The organism is Desulfovibrio sp. 7SRBS1 (assembly GCF_049723905.1).
GTDB lineage: Bacteria > Desulfobacterota > Desulfovibrionia > Desulfovibrionales > Desulfovibrionaceae.
The window spans coordinates 1,919,349-1,938,343 of sequence record NZ_JBJKFD010000001.1; the positions used below are offsets into that span (position 1 = coordinate 1,919,349).

Annotated in this window: 17 protein-coding genes; 12 read left to right on the plus strand and 5 right to left on the minus strand. The window is 55.9% G+C overall.

Annotated features, from left to right (window positions below):
• The first annotated feature begins 341 nt into the window (after positions 1-341).
• The 3 genes from ACI0FJ_RS08880 (at position 342) to ACI0FJ_RS08890 (ending at position 2,538) form a co-directional block, all read left to right on the plus strand.
• Complete coding sequence (locus ACI0FJ_RS08880; RefSeq protein WP_424301981.1) at positions 342-1,295, plus strand: tRNA (adenine-N1)-methyltransferase; 954 nt, start codon at positions 342-344, stop codon at positions 1,293-1,295.
• Between the two features lie 204 nt (positions 1,296-1,499).
• Positions 1,500-2,003 (plus strand): hypothetical protein, encoded by a 504-nt coding sequence (locus tag ACI0FJ_RS08885; RefSeq protein WP_424301984.1) that lies wholly within the window; start codon positions 1,500-1,502, stop codon positions 2,001-2,003.
• Positions 2,004-2,016: 13 nt separating this feature from the next.
• On the plus strand, positions 2,017-2,538 hold the full coding sequence (locus ACI0FJ_RS08890; RefSeq protein ID WP_424301987.1) for a MerR family transcriptional regulator: 522 nt from the start codon (positions 2,017-2,019) through the stop codon (positions 2,536-2,538).
• A 10-nt stretch (positions 2,539-2,548) separates the two neighbouring features.
• Here ACI0FJ_RS08890 and ACI0FJ_RS08895 read toward each other — a convergent pair whose 3' ends face one another.
• On the minus strand, positions 2,549-3,691 hold the full coding sequence (locus ACI0FJ_RS08895; protein WP_424301990.1) for a Bcr/CflA family efflux MFS transporter: 1,143 nt from the start codon (positions 3,689-3,691) through the stop codon (positions 2,549-2,551).
• A gap of 934 nt (positions 3,692-4,625) precedes the next feature.
• Between ACI0FJ_RS08895 and ACI0FJ_RS08900 the strand changes: the two genes are divergently transcribed.
• The 6 genes from ACI0FJ_RS08900 (at position 4,626) to ACI0FJ_RS08925 (ending at position 10,309) form a co-directional block, all read left to right on the plus strand.
• Positions 4,626-5,801 (plus strand): ABC transporter substrate-binding protein, encoded by a 1,176-nt coding sequence (locus ACI0FJ_RS08900; RefSeq protein WP_424301993.1) that lies wholly within the window; start codon positions 4,626-4,628, stop codon positions 5,799-5,801.
• A 118-nt stretch (positions 5,802-5,919) separates the two neighbouring features.
• Positions 5,920-6,831, plus strand: coding sequence for a branched-chain amino acid ABC transporter permease (locus ACI0FJ_RS08905; protein WP_424301995.1), 912 nt, complete (start codon positions 5,920-5,922; stop codon positions 6,829-6,831).
• 13 nt (positions 6,832-6,844) lie between these two features.
• Complete coding sequence (locus ACI0FJ_RS08910) at positions 6,845-7,915, plus strand: branched-chain amino acid ABC transporter permease (RefSeq protein WP_424301998.1); 1,071 nt, start codon at positions 6,845-6,847, stop codon at positions 7,913-7,915.
• A gap of 10 nt (positions 7,916-7,925) precedes the next feature.
• A complete protein-coding gene (locus ACI0FJ_RS08915) occupies positions 7,926-8,693 on the plus strand; it encodes an ABC transporter ATP-binding protein (RefSeq protein ID WP_424302001.1) in 768 nt (255 codons plus the stop codon).
• A complete protein-coding gene (locus ACI0FJ_RS08920; RefSeq protein ID WP_424302004.1) occupies positions 8,690-9,424 on the plus strand; it encodes an ABC transporter ATP-binding protein in 735 nt (244 codons plus the stop codon). Before ACI0FJ_RS08915 ends, ACI0FJ_RS08920 begins: the two co-directional genes overlap by 4 nt.
• A gap of 192 nt (positions 9,425-9,616) precedes the next feature.
• Positions 9,617-10,309, plus strand: a complete 693-nt coding sequence (locus tag ACI0FJ_RS08925; RefSeq protein WP_424302007.1) for an HAD family hydrolase — start codon at positions 9,617-9,619, stop codon at positions 10,307-10,309.
• Positions 10,310-10,327: 18 nt separating this feature from the next.
• Here the strand turns inward: ACI0FJ_RS08925 and ACI0FJ_RS08930 are convergent, their stop codons facing one another.
• The 4 genes from ACI0FJ_RS08930 to ACI0FJ_RS08945 all read right to left on the minus strand — a co-directional run bounded on the left by ACI0FJ_RS08930 (position 10,328) and on the right by ACI0FJ_RS08945 (position 13,882).
• Complete coding sequence (locus ACI0FJ_RS08930) at positions 10,328-11,197, minus strand: rhodanese-like domain-containing protein (RefSeq protein ID WP_424302010.1); 870 nt, start codon at positions 11,195-11,197, stop codon at positions 10,328-10,330.
• A 135-nt stretch (positions 11,198-11,332) separates the two neighbouring features.
• The gene (locus ACI0FJ_RS08935; protein WP_424302012.1) at positions 11,333-12,547 is read right to left on the minus strand and encodes an MFS transporter; all 1,215 of its coding nucleotides are present in this window, start codon (positions 12,545-12,547) and stop codon (positions 11,333-11,335) included.
• Between the two features lie 7 nt (positions 12,548-12,554).
• Positions 12,555-12,974 (minus strand): MerR family transcriptional regulator, encoded by a 420-nt coding sequence (locus ACI0FJ_RS08940; protein WP_424302015.1) that lies wholly within the window; start codon positions 12,972-12,974, stop codon positions 12,555-12,557.
• A 383-nt stretch (positions 12,975-13,357) separates the two neighbouring features.
• Positions 13,358-13,882: an HD-GYP domain-containing protein gene (locus ACI0FJ_RS08945; protein ID WP_424302018.1), complete on the minus strand. Its 525-nt coding sequence runs from the start codon at positions 13,880-13,882 to the stop codon at positions 13,358-13,360.
• Positions 13,883-14,056: 174 nt separating this feature from the next.
• On the opposite strand from ACI0FJ_RS08945, the gene ACI0FJ_RS08950 reads away from it, so the two are divergent.
• The 3 genes from ACI0FJ_RS08950 to ACI0FJ_RS08960 all read left to right on the plus strand — a co-directional run bounded on the left by ACI0FJ_RS08950 (position 14,057) and on the right by ACI0FJ_RS08960 (position 18,985).
• Positions 14,057-15,064 (plus strand): DUF481 domain-containing protein, encoded by a 1,008-nt coding sequence (locus tag ACI0FJ_RS08950; RefSeq protein ID WP_424302021.1) that lies wholly within the window; start codon positions 14,057-14,059, stop codon positions 15,062-15,064.
• Positions 15,065-15,484: 420 nt separating this feature from the next.
• Positions 15,485-16,594: a hypothetical protein gene (locus ACI0FJ_RS08955; RefSeq protein ID WP_424302024.1), complete on the plus strand. Its 1,110-nt coding sequence runs from the start codon at positions 15,485-15,487 to the stop codon at positions 16,592-16,594.
• A 402-nt stretch (positions 16,595-16,996) separates the two neighbouring features.
• The gene (locus tag ACI0FJ_RS08960) at positions 16,997-18,985 is read left to right on the plus strand and encodes a FapA family protein (RefSeq protein ID WP_424302027.1); all 1,989 of its coding nucleotides are present in this window, start codon (positions 16,997-16,999) and stop codon (positions 18,983-18,985) included.
• Positions 18,986-18,995 lie beyond the last annotated feature (10 nt).

An 18,995-nucleotide genomic window follows, 5' to 3' on the forward strand; every position in this document is an offset into this window, starting at 1 on the left:
CGGAAACAAACGCGCCGATTAAAACATTAGCGATCTCAACGGCATTTTGGTGGCCTCTACGGCCTGACGCCAACCGCCGGGAGATCCGAAAAATTATATCACGGTTTTTTGCAAAGCCCGCTGTGGAAAACCGAAACACGCATCCCGCGACCTACCTTACTTCAAGGCCTGCAACGAAAGCGGGAAACAGCGTTCTTTCGTAAAGCAAAAAAACCGGGCGTAGAATTGAGCCAAAAACAGTATAACTCTTTTTTTAGGAACGGCAACATGCTTCTACGCACTTGACAGGGAGTCCGTGCGAACGTAGCTGAGTAACCCTCACCACACGGAGGAAAATTCCCATGATAGAAACCGGTTCCCTGGTACTTCTTGTCAGCCCCAGAGGCAAGCGCTATATGCGCCGCATCGAAGACGGTGCGGAACTGCACACCAACGAAGGCAAACTCGCCCTGGCTGATGTGGCAAAAGCAGGCTACGGCGCCCGGGTCAAGACCCATATGGGACGCGAATATAAGGTATACCGCCCCACGCTGTACGACCTGTGCAAAAACGTGAAGCGCCAAACCCAGATCATCTACCCCAAGGAAATCGGCTACATCATCATGCGTCTGGGCATCGGCCCGGGCATGCGCGTTGTCGAGTGCGGCTCCGGCTCGGGCAGCCTCACCGTGGCATTGTCCTGGTTTGTAGGCCCCACGGGTAAAATTTACACCTACGAACGGCGCGAAGAATTTTTCAAGCTGTGCAGCCGCAACCTGCGCTGGGCCGGTCTGGACGATGGCCGCGTGGAACAGGTGAACCACAACATCGAGGAAGGATTCATCCACACCGATGCGGACGCCCTCTTCCTGGACGTGCGCACCCCCTGGGAATATCTGGATTCCGTTGCCAAAGCCGTGCGCCCCGGCGCTCCCGTCGGCTTTCTGCTGCCCACGGTCAACCAGGTGAGCTACTTGGTGGAAGGTCTGCAGAAAGGCCCCTTTGAAGATGTGGAAGTGGTTGAAATTCTGCTGCGCCGCTACAAGACGGTGCCCGACCGCATGCGCCCCGAAGACCGCATGGTGGCACATACGGGCTTTCTGGTCTTTGCCCGCCACTCGGAAAAGAGCACCGAAGCCGAACCCGAAGCCGAGCTCAAGTCTGATGCGGCAGTTGACGCTTCTGCCGAAACAGCCGCTCCGGCAGAAGCCCCCGCGGAAAGTGCTGTGAATGCTGCTGCTCCCGAAGCAGCGGCCGAAACCGCCACTGCTCCCGATGCCGAAGACACGGCAAAGGAAGAAACCACCGAAGAATAACGTTGAAACACCAGGAACCTGCTGTTTTTCCAGACAGTCCCGTTTCATCAGCTTTCATAAAAAAATCCGGCCGGAGACATATGCTCCCGGCCGGATTTTTTATTGCAGACACAATTTCTCAAAAAAACTTTTGACCTGTCCATGGCTTCACCCTTTAGCCGTCTCTCCATACCTTCACCCAGCAAAAATTCGGGAGATTGCCCAATGAACAGGACAGAAACATTCAAGCGGACAAAGACGGTCAGATCCATGCACTTTGCCCATCCAGCCGAGGAAATTTTTCCTTTGCTCTGCCCGGTGCGCGAGTATGATTGGATTGAACATTGGCAGTGTGCCATGATCTTTTCACAAAGCGGCGTGGCGGAAGCGGGCTGTGTATTCACCACCGACTTTCCCGGAGACGGCCCTGCCACCTGGGTCTGCACCCGCTACGAACCGCCGTTGCGCATCGACTACACAACGTTTTCCGCTGCCGGATACGTCCGCACCCTGGAAATTGTGCTGCAGCCGGACGAAACCGAAAAAGAATTGGCCCAAAACGAGCTGATCGGATGCGGAATACAATGGATATTGCGCTTTACTCCATTGACCCCGTCGGGCAGCCGGGCCGTGGACGCGCTCACTCCGGAAAAGCTGCAGGCGGATCTGGCACGGCTGGAAAAGGAACTGGCCCATTACCTTGCACAGGGCGAAATGCTGCGACACTAAGAGGGAAGAAGCAATGGAATCGTACACGGTGGGCAGACTTGCCAGGAAATTCGGACTGAGCAGGAGCACCCTGCTCTATTACGATTCCGTCGGCCTGCTTTCCCCCTGCAGCCGGGCAGAGGGGGATTACCGGAAGTACGGTCCCTCAGAGGTGCGTCGGTTGGAGCGGATTCTGCTCTACCGGCGCACCGGCCTGTCGCTTGCGGAAATCCGGGCAGCACTCGAGGCCGAAGGCGATGTGGCCCAAGCCTTGGAAAAACGGCTTGTCGCCCTCAACGACGAGGTGGCCCGGCTTCGCGAGCAGCAGCTCCTGATCCTGCAGATACTCAAGAATCCCGAGTTGGAAAAAAATGTCCGCATGGGCCGTGCCCGTTGGACGGAGGTGCTTGTGGCCAGCGGATTTTCCGAACAGGACATGCGGCGCTGGCATATCGCCTTCGAACGCCAGGCACCGGACGATCACCAAGCCTTTCTGGAATTCCTGTGCATTCCCAAGGAGGAAATCGCAACCATCCGCGGCTGGGCAAAGGAATGACAGCAGGGCCTCAGGAACGGCGTCGCAGGGTCAGCACCAACGTGGGAATGATTGCGCCAAGCATGGACAGAATGCCTATCATCCGCGCCTTGGAGCCCCAGTCCATGGAAATGGCCTCCATGGAGAGGGCACCGAACAGGAAAAAAGCGAAGTTGAGCATCGAAGAAGCGGCTCCCACATCGGTTTTCACGAATTCCAGCACCATGTTCACACTCAGGGGGCGGCTGAGTCCCAGAAAAAAGGAGACCACGCCCATGCTCAGCATGAACTGGATGAGGGTGGCGCCGTTGGTGATGTACATGCCCGCCCCGCCCAAAAACATGCCGCTCAGCGCCCACATGAGAATGAAACGCGAGGAGTAGGCCACGCACAGCCGTGAGCACAGCAGCGAACCGACCATGAGGCAGAGGGCGTTGAACCCGAAAAACAGACCATATTGCTGTTCTGTAAGGCCGAAGCCGGAGATGTAGATGCTGGCCGATCCGGCCAGGAAGGCATAAAAGCCCGCAGCCATCAGGCTGAACGACAAGGCATAAATGAAATAGCTGCGATTGCGGAACAGCACCAGATACCTTTTGGCTATTGCCACCAACCCGCCCCGGGTTTTCTCGAATTCGGGTTCGGCCAAACGGAGCACCCCGTACAGGCTGATAAGAGCAACGCACCCCTGGCAGATGAATATGTACCGCCAGGAAAGATGGTTCAGCATAAATCCGCCGAGCATGGGGGCAAGCATGGGGCACAGCGGGATGATAACCCCCATGTAGGCAAACAGCTTCTGGCGTGCGGGGCCCTCGTACATGTCTTTGGCCAGGGCCATGGAAAGGGCCGAAGCTGCAGCGGCGCCCGTGGCCTGAACCATGCGGGCCAGAACCAGCATGGCAATGGAACCCGAAGCCGCGCACAGGAAACTGCCCGCCACGAAGAGAACGATTCCCCCATACAACACGGGCTTGCGTCCCCAACGGTCGGAAAGCGGACCGTGCACCAGCAGAAACACGCTGAACGTAACGAAATATACTACCAGCGACAGGTTGGCCTGCGCCAGGGAAATGCCCCACAATCCCTGCAAAGCGGGAATGGCGGGCAGATACATATCTGTGGACAGCGCAGGAAACGCCGCCAGCAGCACAAGGAGAAGAAAATTAGGCATATTTTATGGACCGGGAGGTTGCGGGTGTGTGGAAAGGAAACGAACGGCCGGGCCTTCCGACATGCCATGGCGGCGGCCGAAGAGTCGGTCGCATTCCAAACGGCTTGCCCAAAGTGAAAATATCTGCCGAACGGACTTGTCTTTGTAGTCACTTTAAAACCGATGTCCAGCAGTACATTTCGCCAGTTTTCTTTCAAAGAAAACAGTACAAAGTAAAATATTCCAAGATATTAAACCGTTTATCGGTTTTCTGCCGCAATTCGAAAAATATTAAGCAAACCATGCTCTTTGCGCCATACACACCGCGGATGGCCTGCATTTGAACATAAAAAAGCAGTCATCGTTTGCGATTTTATAAAAACACCCCCTATTTGTTCTCTTTTTTCACGACTCTTTTCCATAAGGCACACGGAAATCCGCATAAACACCCTTAAGATATTAACATTAATGTATCCATCATATTGAAAAGAGATACACGCAAGAATTCAATTTTTTCTCTCTTGGTATTTAAAATGAAAAATTATTCCAGCTAAAAATAGTCATATATCTCAATGAATTTTGACTTTTCTTTAAAAAGGACAAAAAAAAGAACCACTATTTTTCTTCCATTTTCAAACAATTTCCAAGCGATATACACAGAGAGGAAGATCCTTTTCTTCCCTCCAAAGGGGGAAAACACCTGCCCACACGCTGAATTCGCCCCAGTTCAGCATCAATTATTTTACTTTTTTGTAATTCATAAAAAAAATTTTAAAAAAATCTCATTTCGGCAACAACCTAATTCCACTCACTTTTGCTCCGTGAAACCCCGAAAAAACCCGCTTTGCAAAATTGTATTTTTTAAAAATCGCTTTCTTTCACAGTTATTTTAAGTGTATAGCTTGATCTAGATTTTTTAATCCCGTGCCATAACATTAATTTGAGGAGGACTTGCATGAAGTCTGTTCAGAAACTCAGCACCCTGACTCTCACTCTTCTTTTGAGTGTCATCCTTGCTGTACCCGCATTTGCTTCCGAAACCATCAAAATCGGTTTCAACCTCCCCCTGACAGGAGACATTCCCGAAGTCGGCGAAGGCTCCAAAAACGCTGCCGAGATGTATCTTAAAGATATCAACTCGCAGGGTGGTCTCGAAGTCGGCGGCAAAAAGTATCCCCTGGAATTCATCTACATGGACAACGAGTCCAAGGCCGAATCCGCCGTCAACGTCGCCCTGAAGCTCATCGAACAGGAAGACGTTGTCGCCATCATCGGCCCCAACTCCTCCAAGCAGGCTGTGCCCGCCGGCGGCACCTGCAACGACAACCGCACTCCCATGATCACGCCCTGGTCCACCAACCCGGACACCACCAAGGACCGTCCCTGGGTTTTCCGTGCGGCCTTCCTGGACCCCTTCCAGGGCCCTGTTGCCGCAGACTTTGCTGCTGAAAAGTTCGGCGCCAAGACCGCTGCCGTACTGTTCGACATCTCCAACGACTATTCCAAGGGACTTGCTGAAATTTTCAAGCAGGCCTGGGAAGCCAAAGGCCTGGGCCCCGTGGTTGCCTTCGAATCGCACGGCACCAAGGACCAGGACTTCTCTGCCCAGCTGACCAAGATCATCGGCGCCAAGCCCGACTTCATCTTCGTGCCCGACAACTACAACCAGGTCGCCCTCATCATCCAGCAGGCGCATGACCTCGGTTACAAGGGCCACTTCATGGGCTCCGACGCCTGGGGTACTCCCGACCTGATCAAGCTGTGCGGCGAAGACTGCTACGGCCAGTTCTTCTCCACCCACTACGCTGCCGCCGGTGCCACCGGTCCCACCAAGGTCTTCATCGACCGCTACAAGGAAGCATACGGCGACGTACCCGCCGACTACGCTGCCCTTACCTGGGACTCCATCGGCCTGCTGCTCAAGGGCATCCAGAATGCTGGCGAAGTGTACTCCAGCCCACGCAAGGAACGTAAAGCCATCCGCGATGGTCTGGCTGCCATTCCTTCCTTTGACGGCATCACCGGCAAGTCCAAGTTCAACGAAGAGGGCGACCCGATCAAGTGCGCCGTTGTGGTTAAGATTTCGGACAAGGGCGAGTTCCTGTTCGAACAGTCCGTCTGCCCAAAATAAACCGGCCTACTGCTGATGAGGCGGGGTCGGTGACCCCGCCTTTTTATTATCGTTTACAATTCGAATGCGTTCGGCCCCGCTGCCGGACGCGAAATGAAAGCCCCGAGGAAACACCGCTGTGGAATTCTTAATTCAAAATATACTGAACGCCCTGCAATGGGGAAGTTTCTACGCACTCATAGCGCTGGGCTACACTCTTGTGTACGGCGTTCTGCGGCTTATCAACTTCGCCCATGGCGACATATTCATGGTCGGCGCCTACATCGCCTTCGGACTGGCGACCATGTTTCTGGGACCCACGTTCAACATGTCCCCGATGCTGACCTTTATTTTGTGTGTACCGCTGACCATGATCCTGACGGCCTGTGTGGGCGTCTTCCTGGAACGCGTCGCCTACCGTCCGCTGCGCCGCAAGGGAGCGCACCGGCTGTATGTGGTCATCACCGCCCTGATGTGCGGTTTCATCCTTGAGTACAGCAACCTGGCCGTTTTGGGTGCCAGCCGGCTGAAATTTCCCGAACTGCTCGAAAAAAGCATTTGGAACATCAGCGGAGTTACCGTGACCAACCTCAAGGTGCTGGTCATCTTCGCCGCCATTGCGGTATTCATTTTCCTGAACTTCATCGTCACGAAAACGCGCATCGGCATGGCCATGCGCGGCATTTCCTACGACAAGTTCGCCATTCCGCTCATGGGCATTCCCATAGATTCAATCATTGTTTTCACATTTATTCTTGGTTCCGGTTTCGCGGGCCTGGCCGGACTGCTTTTTGCCATGTCCTACCCGGTTCTGGAACCGTTCATGGGCGCACTCATCGGCTGGAAGGCATTCATTGCGGCGGTCGTCGGCGGCATCGGCGACATTCGCGGCGCATTTGTGGGCGGCTTCCTGCTGGGCTTTATCGAAATCGGCGTGGTTTCCGTATTTCCCTCCACGTTCCGCGATCTGTTCGCCTTCTCCATTCTGCTGGCCATCCTGTGGGTAAAGCCCACCGGGCTCTTCGGCATGCCACAATCCACCAAGATCTAGGGAGTCTATTACAATGCGCAAATACACTCTCAATATCGTTCTGGTGCTCGGCTGCCTGGCCCTGCTTTTCACGTCCCAATACGAAATGCTCGACAACTATATTCAGGCCGTCATCATGTTCGTGGGCATCAACATCATCATGTCCACCAGCCTGAACCTGGTTAACGGCAACATGGGTGAATTCACCTGTGGGCACGCCGCCTTCATGTGCGTGGGGGCGTACGTTTCCTCGGTTCTGTCCGTGCTCTGCTACGGCAGCAAATTCGGTGAGGCGCTTTTGCCCGAAGGCAGCGCCATGTTCGTCTTCCCCATCATCGTCATCATAGGCGGTGCGGTGGCTTCGGTCTTCAGCGTGCTGGTTTCCATCCCTTCGTTCAAAACACGGGACGACTATCTGGCCATCATCACCATTGCCGTGAACTACATCGTCATCTCCGCCATCGAGAACATGCCGTTCATCGGCGGTTCGCGAGGCTTCCAGGGCATGAAGGACACGGTCTGGGCCATGATAGACACCTTTGAAATTCCCTGGATGATGTTCTGGGTGATCGCTTTCACCATGTTCACCATCTGGATCATCCGCCGCTTCATCACCTCCACCTACGGCAAGGGCGTCAACGCCATCTGCCAGGACGAAACCGCGGCGGAAATAATGAGTGTGAACACCAACAAGGTGAAAATGCTCAACTTCATGCTGTCTGCCGGGCTTGCAGGCGTGGCGGGCGGCTTGTTCGCCCACATCGTGGGCTACGTCAACCCGCAGTCCTTCAACATCCTCAAGTCCACGGAAGCCATGGTTATGGTCTACCTGGGCGGCATGGGGTCGCTCTCCGGCGCGGTCATTTCCGCCGTGCTGTTCACGGGCCTCATGGAAGTGCTGCGTTCGCAGGCCATCATCGGCTTTCTGCTGTCTCCGGCCACACTCATCTTCCCGGACTGGGAGCCATCGGCCGGCGTCATCAAGTGGATCATTATTCCGCTGCTGCTGGTGTTGATCATGCAATTTCGGCCCGAGGGCATCATGGGGAACAAGGAGCTTTCCGACGTGTTCCCCGGACTGAAAAAATACTACACCTTTAAATAAGGAGCTTGTCATGTCGCTACTCACTATCGACAGCATGTCACAGCGCTTCGGCGGGCTTCTGGCGGTTTCCGACTTCAACCTGGAAATGAAGGGCGGCGAACTGATGGGGCTCATCGGTCCCAACGGCGCCGGAAAGACAACCATCTTCAACCTCATTTCCGGCTTTTACCAGCCCACCGAGGGCGTCATCAAACTCGATGGCCACCCCACGGCAAAAATGCGTCCCCATCAGGTCACGTCGCTGGGCGTCGCCAGGACCTTTCAGAACATCCGTCTCTGGCACGACATGACCGTGCTGGACAACATCCGCGTCTCCCAGCACTACCGCCTGGGATACCATATGTGGGATTCCATCATCCGCGGCAAACGCTTCCGCGAATGTGAAAAGCGCATCCTGGACATTGCCAACGAGCTGCTCGAAGCAATGGACCTGAAGGATTACGCCCAGGAACTGCCCAAGAACCTGCCGTACGGACTGCAGCGCCGGGTGGAAATTGCTCGCGCCATGTCCATCCGTCCCAAGCTGCTGCTTTTGGACGAACCCGCCGCAGGGCTGAACTCGGCCGACGTGGAAGACCTCATCAAACTGGTGGGATGGATTCACGAAAACTACGACATCACAATCCTGATGATCGAGCACCAGATGAAGGTCGTCACCTCCCTGTGCCAGTGGATCAAGGTTATCGACTTCGGCTCGACCATTGCCGAAGGCACGGCCGAGGACATCCAGTCGAACCCCACAGTCATCAAGGCCTACCTGGGAGATGACAACATATGAGCAAGCTGCTTGAAATAGAAAACCTTTACGTCAAATACGGCAACATCGAGGCGTTGCACGGCATTTCCTTTACCGTGGACCGGGGGGAAATCGTCACCCTTATCGGCGCCAACGGCGCGGGCAAATCCACCACGCTGATGTCCATCGCCCAGTTGCCGCCACCGGAAGCTCCCAAAATCATTCAGGGGGATATCCGCTACAACGGAGACTCCATCGTAGGCACGTCGGCGGACAAGATCGTCTCGGACCTGCATCTGGCCCTGGTGCCCGAAGGCCGCCATATCTTCGGCAACCTGACGGTTGAGGAAAACCTCACCATTGCCACCTACGCACGCAAAAACAGCCAGGAAGAAATCAAGCGGGACTACGAACGTGTCTTCTCCCTTTTCCCCCGGCTGGCGGAGCGCCGCAAACAGCGTTCCGAATCCCTTTCCGGCGGTGAACAGCAGATGCTGGCCGTGGGACGCGCCCTGATGTCCGGTGCAGACTTCATCATGCTGGACGAACCGTCCATGGGGCTGGCTCCCCTGCTCATGTACGACATGTTCCGCACACTCAAGGCACTGAACGAGGAAGGCATGACCATCCTGCTGGTGGAACAGAACGCCAACCTCGCCCTCAAGTTCGCCCACCGCGGCTATGTCATCGATACCGGTGAAATCGTGGCCGAAGGACCGAGCAACACCCTTATGGACGATCCGGAAGTCAAAAAAGCCTACCTCGGCGGCTGATCACTCTCCGGCTTTTCCGTACAATGCAGACACCCGGGCCGTCTTCCCTGCGAAGGCGGCCTGTTTGCTTTGCCCATCCGGAAAAATGTCCCAGCCACCAGCCGGGCCGAAGCCCATTGAAGTCCCCCCCATTGAAGTCGGCCACAGTGAAGTCCCTTGACGAACCGGTCCGAATCCCGCATTTCTGCCTCTATGACCACACCGCAACGCATTCAATCCATCATTTTCGACTTTGACGGCACCCTTGCCGTGCTGACCCTGGACTTCAACGACATGAAACGTCGCCTGGGCGCCATGGCATCCAATTATATAGATAATTTTCCCCAGGTGGACGGCATGCCCGCCCTGGAGTGGGTGGAGGTGCTTACCCGCGCCGTTGCCGACGAGCTGGGTGAAGACACGGGCATGGAATTCAACACCCGCTGTCGTTTCCTGATAATGGATATGGAACTGGCCGGGGCCCGCCGGGGCGAATTGTTTTCCTTTACCCGCCCCATGCTGGTCGACCTTCGGGAGCGCGGCGTGAAGATTGGCGTGGTGACTCGCAACTGCACGCCTGCGGTCAAGGCCGTTTTCCCGGATATCGACACATATTGCGAATGCCTGCTGGCGCGCGAAGACGTGGCCGAGGTAAAACCGCATCCAGGCCATGTGCAGGCCGCGCTGGAGCGCCTTGGCGTATCGCCGCAAAGCGCCCTGATGGTGGGCGACCATCCCATGGACGTATTGGGCGGCAAGCGCGCCGGAACCATGGGGGCTGGAGTGTGCAGCGGGCGCAAGGAACATGCCGTCTTCCTGAAAGCAGGCGCGGACTTTATGGCTGCGGACTGCATGGAACTGATGCGCATTCTGGAACGCGAGAAACTGCTGCCCGCAAAAAATTGATTCCCTCTCCCGGTCTGCTCAGGCCTGTACGTCCATGAAGTCCTGAATTTCGGCAATGATCTCCCGCTGCTCGTGGGCCAGCATGGTGAATGCCTTTTCCACCTGCGGCCTGGGGCAGGCCGAGGCCATGTTCTTGTACAAATCATAGGCCCGGTATTCCAGTTCCAGAGCCACCTCCGCCGAGTTCAGGCAATCGAGGCGGGACACGCTGGCCCATTGGGACAGAAAATAGACCGGATCGCCGCTTTGCAGCATCTCCCCCCGGACATCCCGAAAATAGTCTTCAAAATCCGCAAGCTCACCATCGGCTTCGTTCCGCAGTTCATTGTACAAGGTAAGCGCCTGCTGGTGTTTGGCCCGGACAAGCCGGTCCAGCAGGCTGCAGACAGGTTTGCCAAGCTGCTCGTCCGTTTGCACTTCTTTTTGCGGCCCGCCTTTCAGCAGGCCGTTGTAAAAATTCCACGCCCCCTTTTCCAGCTCTATGCCCTTGCGCAGAGCCGCTTCCGGAGTGTCGTCCGGGTCGAAGAAATCCTTGAGCGGCGGCTTCCTGGGCAGGGTATCCCCGTTCCAACCCACAATACCCGCGCCAAAGTCGTAAATTTGCCCGGAAAACAGCCCGGACTGCAAAGCCATGTCTGCCGCCCTGCGGGAGCGCACTCCGCTGTGGCAATGAAAAATGGTGTCCAAATCCGGGTTCAACTCGCCCAAACGCGCGGGAAGCTGGGTGATGGGCAGATGCTTTGCTCCGGGGATATGACCTTTGTCGTATTCCCCATCCGTGCGCACATCCACGATGGTAAATGTACTTTCCGGACGGTTGGTAAAGAGGTCGCGCAGTTCTTCGGGACGTATCTTTTGGACGTCGTGCGGAGCGGAAGCGGTGCTCATGGAACCCTCCGTTGGAGCATGCATATCAGGGGACTGAATTGTTCATGTATATCCTACACACTAACATTCCTTATACCATAGAGTTGAAAAATTCCCAGTTTTGGGACCTGCAGGAAAGCAGGCCCCAAAGAACCATCAGGCACGCAGGCTTCGGTCCGTCTGGCGCATCCGGTTCAGCAGCGCTTGAACGGCCCAGCTTAAAACAAGAAGACCTGCGGTCACTCCTCCCACCTGGCATACCCCATGCCATCCTGCCCGTGCATACTCCTCGCTTGCCAGTGCAGATCCGAGCGACATGCCCACGAACCCAGAGGTGATGAACACGGAGGTAATTCTCGAGGTGGCCCGGGTACTGATGCGGTACAGCACGGACTGGTGGGTGACCTGAAGTCCCTGTGCCGCAACATCCACGACGAATATTCCCACGATCAGCGGAAAAAGCAGTGTATTTCCCCCCGTCAGACTCAGCCAGGACAGGACAAGCAGCAGGGCGAAAATGCCGGTCATGGTCCCGGCCAGGCCCCGGTCGCCCAGGCGTCCCGCCACATTGGCCGACAATGCGCCAGCTGCCCCGATCAGCCCGAACAACCCGATGGTTTCCGTGCCGAAGCTGTAGGGTGGCTGGGAAAGGAGAAAGGTCAGCCCGGTCCAGAGGACGCTGAAGCTGCAAAGCCCGAGCAAGGCGTACCAGGACCGCCACCTCAGCTCCGGTTCGTTCCGCAGCAGCTTGCCCAAAGACAGGAGCAACGCTCCGTAACGAATCCCTTCTGGCTTGACCTTGTCCGGCACCATGGCACGACGCAACCCCGCTGCAAGCACTATGATCACGGCTGCTGCAATCACGTACATCCAGCGCCAGTTCAAGAGATGGGCGACGTACCCGGAAACAGTCCGGGCCAAAAGTATGCCCAGCAAAAGGCCGGTCATGATCTGTCCGACCCTGCGTCCCCGGACGCTTTCATCGGAATGGGATGCCACGTAGGGAATGATCACCATGGTTGCGCTGGAGGTGATACCGGTGACGATGCTGACCACCGCCAATACGGCAAATGTGGGACTGGCCGCAGCAGCCAGCAGGGACAGAGCGCAGATCGACAGCATGGCTGTGACCATGGCCCGTTTGTTTTTATGGTCCCCCAAAGGGACAATGAAAAGGACGCCCAGGGCATAGCCGAGCTGAACGGCTGTCACGAGATATCCCGTCCGTTCGATGCTGGTATGCAGGCTGTGGGCAATATCCGCCAAGAGCGGCTGGGCATAGTAAAGGTCGGCAACCAGGGCACCGACGGATACGGCAAATAAAAGCATGCACCACGACGACAGTGGTGCTGTATCAACATCTTTCAACATTTATCTCCTAATCTCCTTCGGGCGGGGTCCGCAGCCATGTGGGGCAGGCCTCATCCAGGCGTGGCAAAGATCCGCCACTTTTTTCTCGCGTTTCGTAGAGGTCGATTTTTTTATTCAGGAAATCCAGGTGGCCCTGCAGCACCTCCATCTCCTCCAGAAGCTGCTGCTGATGGGCCAGCAGCATGTCCTTTCTCTGGGGAATGGAGGAATCCCCCATGTGCCACAGATCTGCATACTGCCGGATCTTTTCCAACGGCATGCGGGTACGTTTCAGGCGCTGGATGAATTCCAGCCATACCACATTGGCCTTTGAATACCTGCGCTTCCCGGAAACCCGGTCGACCTGCCGGATGAGTCCGATCTTCTCGTAATACCTGAGCGTGTGTACGCTGATTCCCAATATGTTTGCGACTTCGCCGATAGTCATTGTATGTGTTCCTTTTCTCTGGGCTGAATCGATTCGGACGAACTATACGACCTAGAGCGAACTCTAGGTCAAGATGTTTTTTCAACGTGTTGCAAATTTTTTCGCGGGTAGGTCTTGTACGGAGGGGGCAAAGAAGCGTTGATGTCGATAAGTACTTAGATTTCAAATGGATACGGAGAAATGCACATACCGTAGAGCGGCAGGTCTCTCCATTTCAAGAATCCACGAAATACAATCGGAGCATATTGGGGGAAATTTCAACATCTGAGATTGGCTGTCGAATTTCCTTAACTTGTGGGGCGGGCTGCAATGATGAAAAAGCAAAAGATGAAAACAATATGGCCGCAAAGGTAACCGCGAACAGATCTTTCAAACACCCATTGTTAATGCATGGTAGATTCGGCAGGCAAAGTGGAAAGCAAAGCCACGAACAGATCAAGCAGCAGAGGATCAAAGGATTTTTTGCGTTGGGAGCAGAGAATGCAGAGGCTTTCGCGACGGGAAAAAGCAGGCTTGTACGACCGCTTGCTGACAAGGGCGTCGTACACGTCTGCTATGGAGACAATGCGGGAAAACAGGGGAATGAAACCGGAGTGCAGGCCGAACGGGTATCCGCTGCCATCCCACTTTTCGTGGTGGGTCAGGGCGACAAGACTGGCTTGCGCGGATACCTGTCCGGCCTGGAGTATATGGGCCCCATGCCAAGTGTGGCGGCGCATGAGAACCCACTCCCCTTCCGTGAGCGGCCCGGGTTTGAGCAATATGCTCCCCGGAACCGTGACCTTGCCGACATCGTGAAACGTCGCGCAAAGGCGTAAGTCTTCAAGATCGCGCCCCCGGAGGCCGTAAGCCCGACCAAGCGAAAGGCTGAGTTCTGCGATATGTTCCAGGTTTCCTGCACCTTTCACTTCACTACTCCTGCGATCTTTTCTTTCCCTCTGATCGGCCGGAGGGAGAATATCTTTACCCTCTTTAATGGGATATTCGGCAACATACCGTCCAAACCCCCGCCACTCTTGCAATACGGCAGACGTTGCGTATGCTTTTGAAATAGTATTTCAGCAACGTTGGGGAGAGACAAATTGCGCAAGGTCTTATTTCTACTGATATTTTCCGTCGTTCTTGGCATTGCCGCCTCGGCCGACGCGGCAATGGTCCATATGAAAAACGGCGACCGCCTCAGCGGCGAGGTGGTCAAAATGGAAAAAGGCGTGCTGCAGCTTGCCACGCCCTACGCCGGAACCATCAAGATACAATGGGATCAGATAGACAGCCTGGAAAGCGAAAAGTCCCTGGATGTCTACCTCAAGGACAAGACCGAACTCAGCGGCCCCGCTGTTGCCGATACTCCGGGGCATGTGACGATCAAACCCAAAAACGATGCATGGCACAATCTGGACGCTTCCAAGATTGCGGCCATCAACACGCCCTGCCACGAATGGGAAGTCAAAGGCGGAATTTCGCTGGGCTTCAACAAACAATCGGGCAATACCAACAAGGCCAATGTCGGTTTTCAGGGTGGCGCGTCCGTGCAAAAGAACAAAAACCGCTACAATCTCTCCGGCGAATTCAACTGGGGCGAAGACAGCGGCTCGCGCAACGCCTACAACTGGCGCGTGGAACCGGGCTACGACCGCTACCTGACACAGCGGCTGTTCCTCAACGCCAATGCCCAGTTCAAACACGACGAATTTCAGGATTTGGACCTGCGTTCCTCTGTTGGTCTCGGCCTTGGTTATGATATTCTCAAGAACGACCGAATAAACCTGACCGTACAGGCGGGCCCGGCCTACGTGTCCGAGGATTATGACCAGAGGCAGGACCGCGACTATACAGCCGGACAGTGGAAAGTGGACTTCAGCTGGTGGATATACAAAAAATATGTGCAGATATTTCACTCCCAGAATGGCTTCCTGAGCCTGGAGCACTCCGACGAATACATCTGGCAGACAAAGACCGGCCTCAAGTTCCCGTTTACGGAAAAGCTCTATACCGCGCTGCAGTACAACTACGATTGGAACAACAAACCAGCTTCCGGAAAGGTGAAGTGGGATGAGAAGATTTTGATGGCGATAGGCTACAACTTCTAGTTCAGGGGGCGTGGGAGGCATGATAGCGGCGTTGGTTCGAACCAATCAATTCCTCGCGTATATAAGAATACGCGTCGTCCTTGATTGCTCCTCACGCCTTGCTCTCATACCGTTCTTACCAGCCTGTCGTATTGTGATTCAAAGAATTTGAATCCGTGTACCATTAAAGAAGCATCTTGATAGGCGCTTACGGATCCCATCTGCCTTTTATAATAGTTACACTCCCCAATTGTACGGGCAGCTCAAAAGGGTGCGGAAACGAGACGCGAGGGAAACGCAGGGCCGACGCGTATTCTTCCATACGCGAGGACGTGCGTTTTCCGAAGCAACGAAGGTAACGCCCCCTTTTCAGCTGCCCAAAAAACATAGGCACATCACTTGCATGCATACAGTCAGCCGCAATGCAAACGAGGTGTGCCAATGGTATTTAATCCAAGTATTTCAGGCATTAGCCAAGCCATTCAAACAATACAGAACCTGACGGAAAACCGACAGGCCAATGGTATGGGCTCGGGCATGCCCAACATGCTCAACACGGGCATGGGGGCGGGCCAGGACTTTGCCAAAACCCTGGCCAATCTGAGCGAAGGCCTGGAACTTTCCATGGTCAACAAGGCCCTGGAGCTGGGTTCCGGCGGGCTGAACAACGGCGGGAACGACGGCCTGTTCGGCGGCATGGGCATGTCCGGAATGTCCCTGGACAAACTGCAGATGAACATGCTGATGACCACCCTCACCCAGATGCAGCAGGCGGCCCAACCCGAACAGACAGCCCAGCCTGCGCAGGCCGCGCAAGCTCCGGGCGAAACCGACAGCCAAAAATCCGACACCCCAGGCGGCGGCACACAGCAGACAGCCGGTGCCGGAGCCAAGGGGCTGGGAGAAATACTGGGGCAGCTTGCCGAACAATTCGAATCCAGCTCCGATGCCGGAGCCATCGGCTACGACCGCATGGGCGGCACCTCCTACGGCCTGTTCCAGATGTCTTCCACCCAGGGCGTGGTCAAGGACTTCATCCATTTTCTCAGCGACAAAAACCCGGAATGGGCCGGGAAACTGGCCTCAGCAGGCCCAGCCAACACCGGCTCCACCACGGGTGGCATGCCCGACGCATGGCGGGAGATAGCCAAGTCCAACCCCGAAACCTTTTCCAAGCTTCAAAACGAATTCGTGCAGGGCAGCCACTACCAGCCCGCCCTTGAAAAAGTCCTTACCGCCATGGGCATGGACGAAGGATCCATTCCCCCCGCGGTCAAGGAAGTCCTCTTTTCCACAGCCATACAGCACGGCGCGGGTGGCGCCTCCTCCATTTTCGAAAAAGCCCTGACCATGCTCGGCGACGCACAAGGCCAGACCGACGCTGGCACGGGCGAAGGCATGTTCAAGCAGCTCATAGACAAGGTCTACGACCTGCGCGCCGGACAGTTTGGCAGCTCCACGAAGAGCGTTCAAAACGCTGTAACGTCCCGCTTTGGCCGCGAACGCCAGATGGCCATGGCCATGCTGGATAACGAATTCAATATGGGGTGATGTGCGAAAGCTGAAAATCTTGCATTGTCAGCTTGTTGTGACGCTTCCTAAGAATTCTGTCTCCCAGAGATTGCCATACACAGGCCGATTCCACAGTTCTCTTTGAGCAGACGGCTCAAAAAGGTTTGAGTTTTCCGAACCAACACCGCTATCGCGCCTTTTTCAGCGCCTTCTAGTTTGTTTTACATGCGCACCATCATAGAGTATTTTCTCATTTGAGGGGATTGTGACAATATGAAGCTACCGTACCTTTTTCTGCAATCTTCACGGGCTGCTCAAAAAGGTGCGAAAGCAAGGCAGGAGGGAAACGCAAGACCGACGCGTATTCTTATATACGCGAGGGGTTGAGTTTTCCAAACTAACGCCGCTATCGTACATTTTTCAGCAGCCCTTTAGGTCACCATGGCAGACAACGAAACAAACCTGCCCGCCAGCACTCCGGAAGCCCAGGCTCCGGCAGTGGTTGATGCCCATGTCCGTTTTTGCGGCTCCAAAGACGGCATCAAGGTAGGTATAAGCCGGTACACTCCGGAAACCGATGGCGGCGCCCCCCTCTGCCTGAAATCCCTGGAGCGCATGCTGCGCGAATCCGGTGTGCGGGCTCCCCTCATCAAAGATAATGCGCTTGAAGCCATCGAACGCCTTCAGGCGGGCAAGAGTGTCAAAACCCTGGTCATTGCCCAGGGGAAAAAGCCGGTCAACGCCCGCGACGCCCGCATCACCCCAAACGGCAACTGGGACTTTCCCGCCTTTCCCGGACAGGTCATAGGCACCCTTGTGGCCTCACGCGCGCCGGAAATTGGCATGGGCATAGACGGCGAGCCCATTTCCCCCAACCGGCCCGACCCGCCCCGCGAAATCGAAACCAGTGAAGACGTGGGCTGCTACGTCAATCCCGAAACAAACGAAGTGCACGCCTTGTTCTACGGATTGCCGGTGCTGAAGGCGAACAAACTCGCCGTGCAGATGTTGCTGGGCACCTCGCCGGGCAAGGTGGAGGTGATAGGCACCCTGTACCCGAAAGATTTTCTGGACGAACCCATCACGACCGAGCGCATCGAAGAGATGCTCAAGGGCATGAAGGTTGCGATCAAGCCGCTGCACGAAGAAATTCAAAAGGCGCTTAAAAAGGCTGCCAAATCGGGCCGCCCCGTGGAAAATGTGGTTCTGGTGCGCGGCATCCGGCCCGTGCACGGCCAGGATGGGAAGCTGGAAATGCTGATTGCCCAGCGCAGCCTAACGGGAACCAAGGTGAAGGGAGGCCGCATCGACTATCGCGACCGAGGCTTCTCCCCTTCTGCCACCGACGGAACCGACATTGCCCGCTTGCACCCGCCCACCAAAGGCAAACCAGGGCTGGACGTGCATGGCGCGCCCATCCCGGCCCGCAACGGCACCCCCCTGCGGGTTACTCCGGGACGCGGCGTGGAGGCCATCAAGGAAAAGCTGCCCCAAAGCGAAGAAGGCCAAGAGGAATTTCAGGAGCCCGTCATCCGTTTTCGGGCCAGGATGGACGGCCTTGTTTTGCGGGAAAATGACGTCATCAGCATTTCCGAACTGCTGGAAGTAAACGGCGACGTGGACTTCAACACCGGCAACATCCGCGTGCCCAGAGGATCGGTGCGCATTGCCGGTACGGTGCGGACCAGCTTCATGGTCAGCGCTCCGGAAAACGTCCTGGTGGAAGGCGTGGTGGAAAACGCGCTCATCAAGGCCGGCGGCAGTGTGGAAGTAGGCGGCGGGCTGCTGATGAAAAAAGGCGGCGGTGTGGCCGCACGCGGCAACGTCATGGCCCAATTCGCCAACAACGCCCGCATTGTGGCTGGCGGAGAAGTGATTATGGCAAGCAACATCACAGCCAGCCTGGTCCGGGCTGGTGGCAAGGTCGTGCTCAGCGAGGACCGCGGCAAGATACGCGGGGGAACCATTGTTTCAGGCGAAGGCATAGAAGCTTACGAGATAGGCACGCCCATGGGCGTGAACACGGTGCTGGCAATAAGCCGCGAAGACAAGCAGACACGCCCCCTGATAAAGGAAAAACGCGAATTGGCCGCGCGGCTGAAAAAGCTGGACATTGCCTTGGGCGAGGAAGAGGACTCGCGCAAAATTCTGCGCAAGACCCCGCCGGACAGACGGCAGGCCGTTGAAAAACTCATTGCCCTACGCGACCTGACGCGAACCCGCCACCGTCAGGTGGGACGTACCCTGGCCGAACTTGCGGAAAAGGCTCTTCTGGAGCTGCACCGCATCAAAATCCGCGTTCCAGGCACCATCCATCCCGGCACGCGCATCAAGGCCGCGGGACAGAGCCTTCCCGTGGTGTCTCCCATCTACAACAGCCAGATTTTCTGGGACCCGGAGCAAAAGAAGATCGTTGTTCTGGGGCTGTAACGTTCCGGGC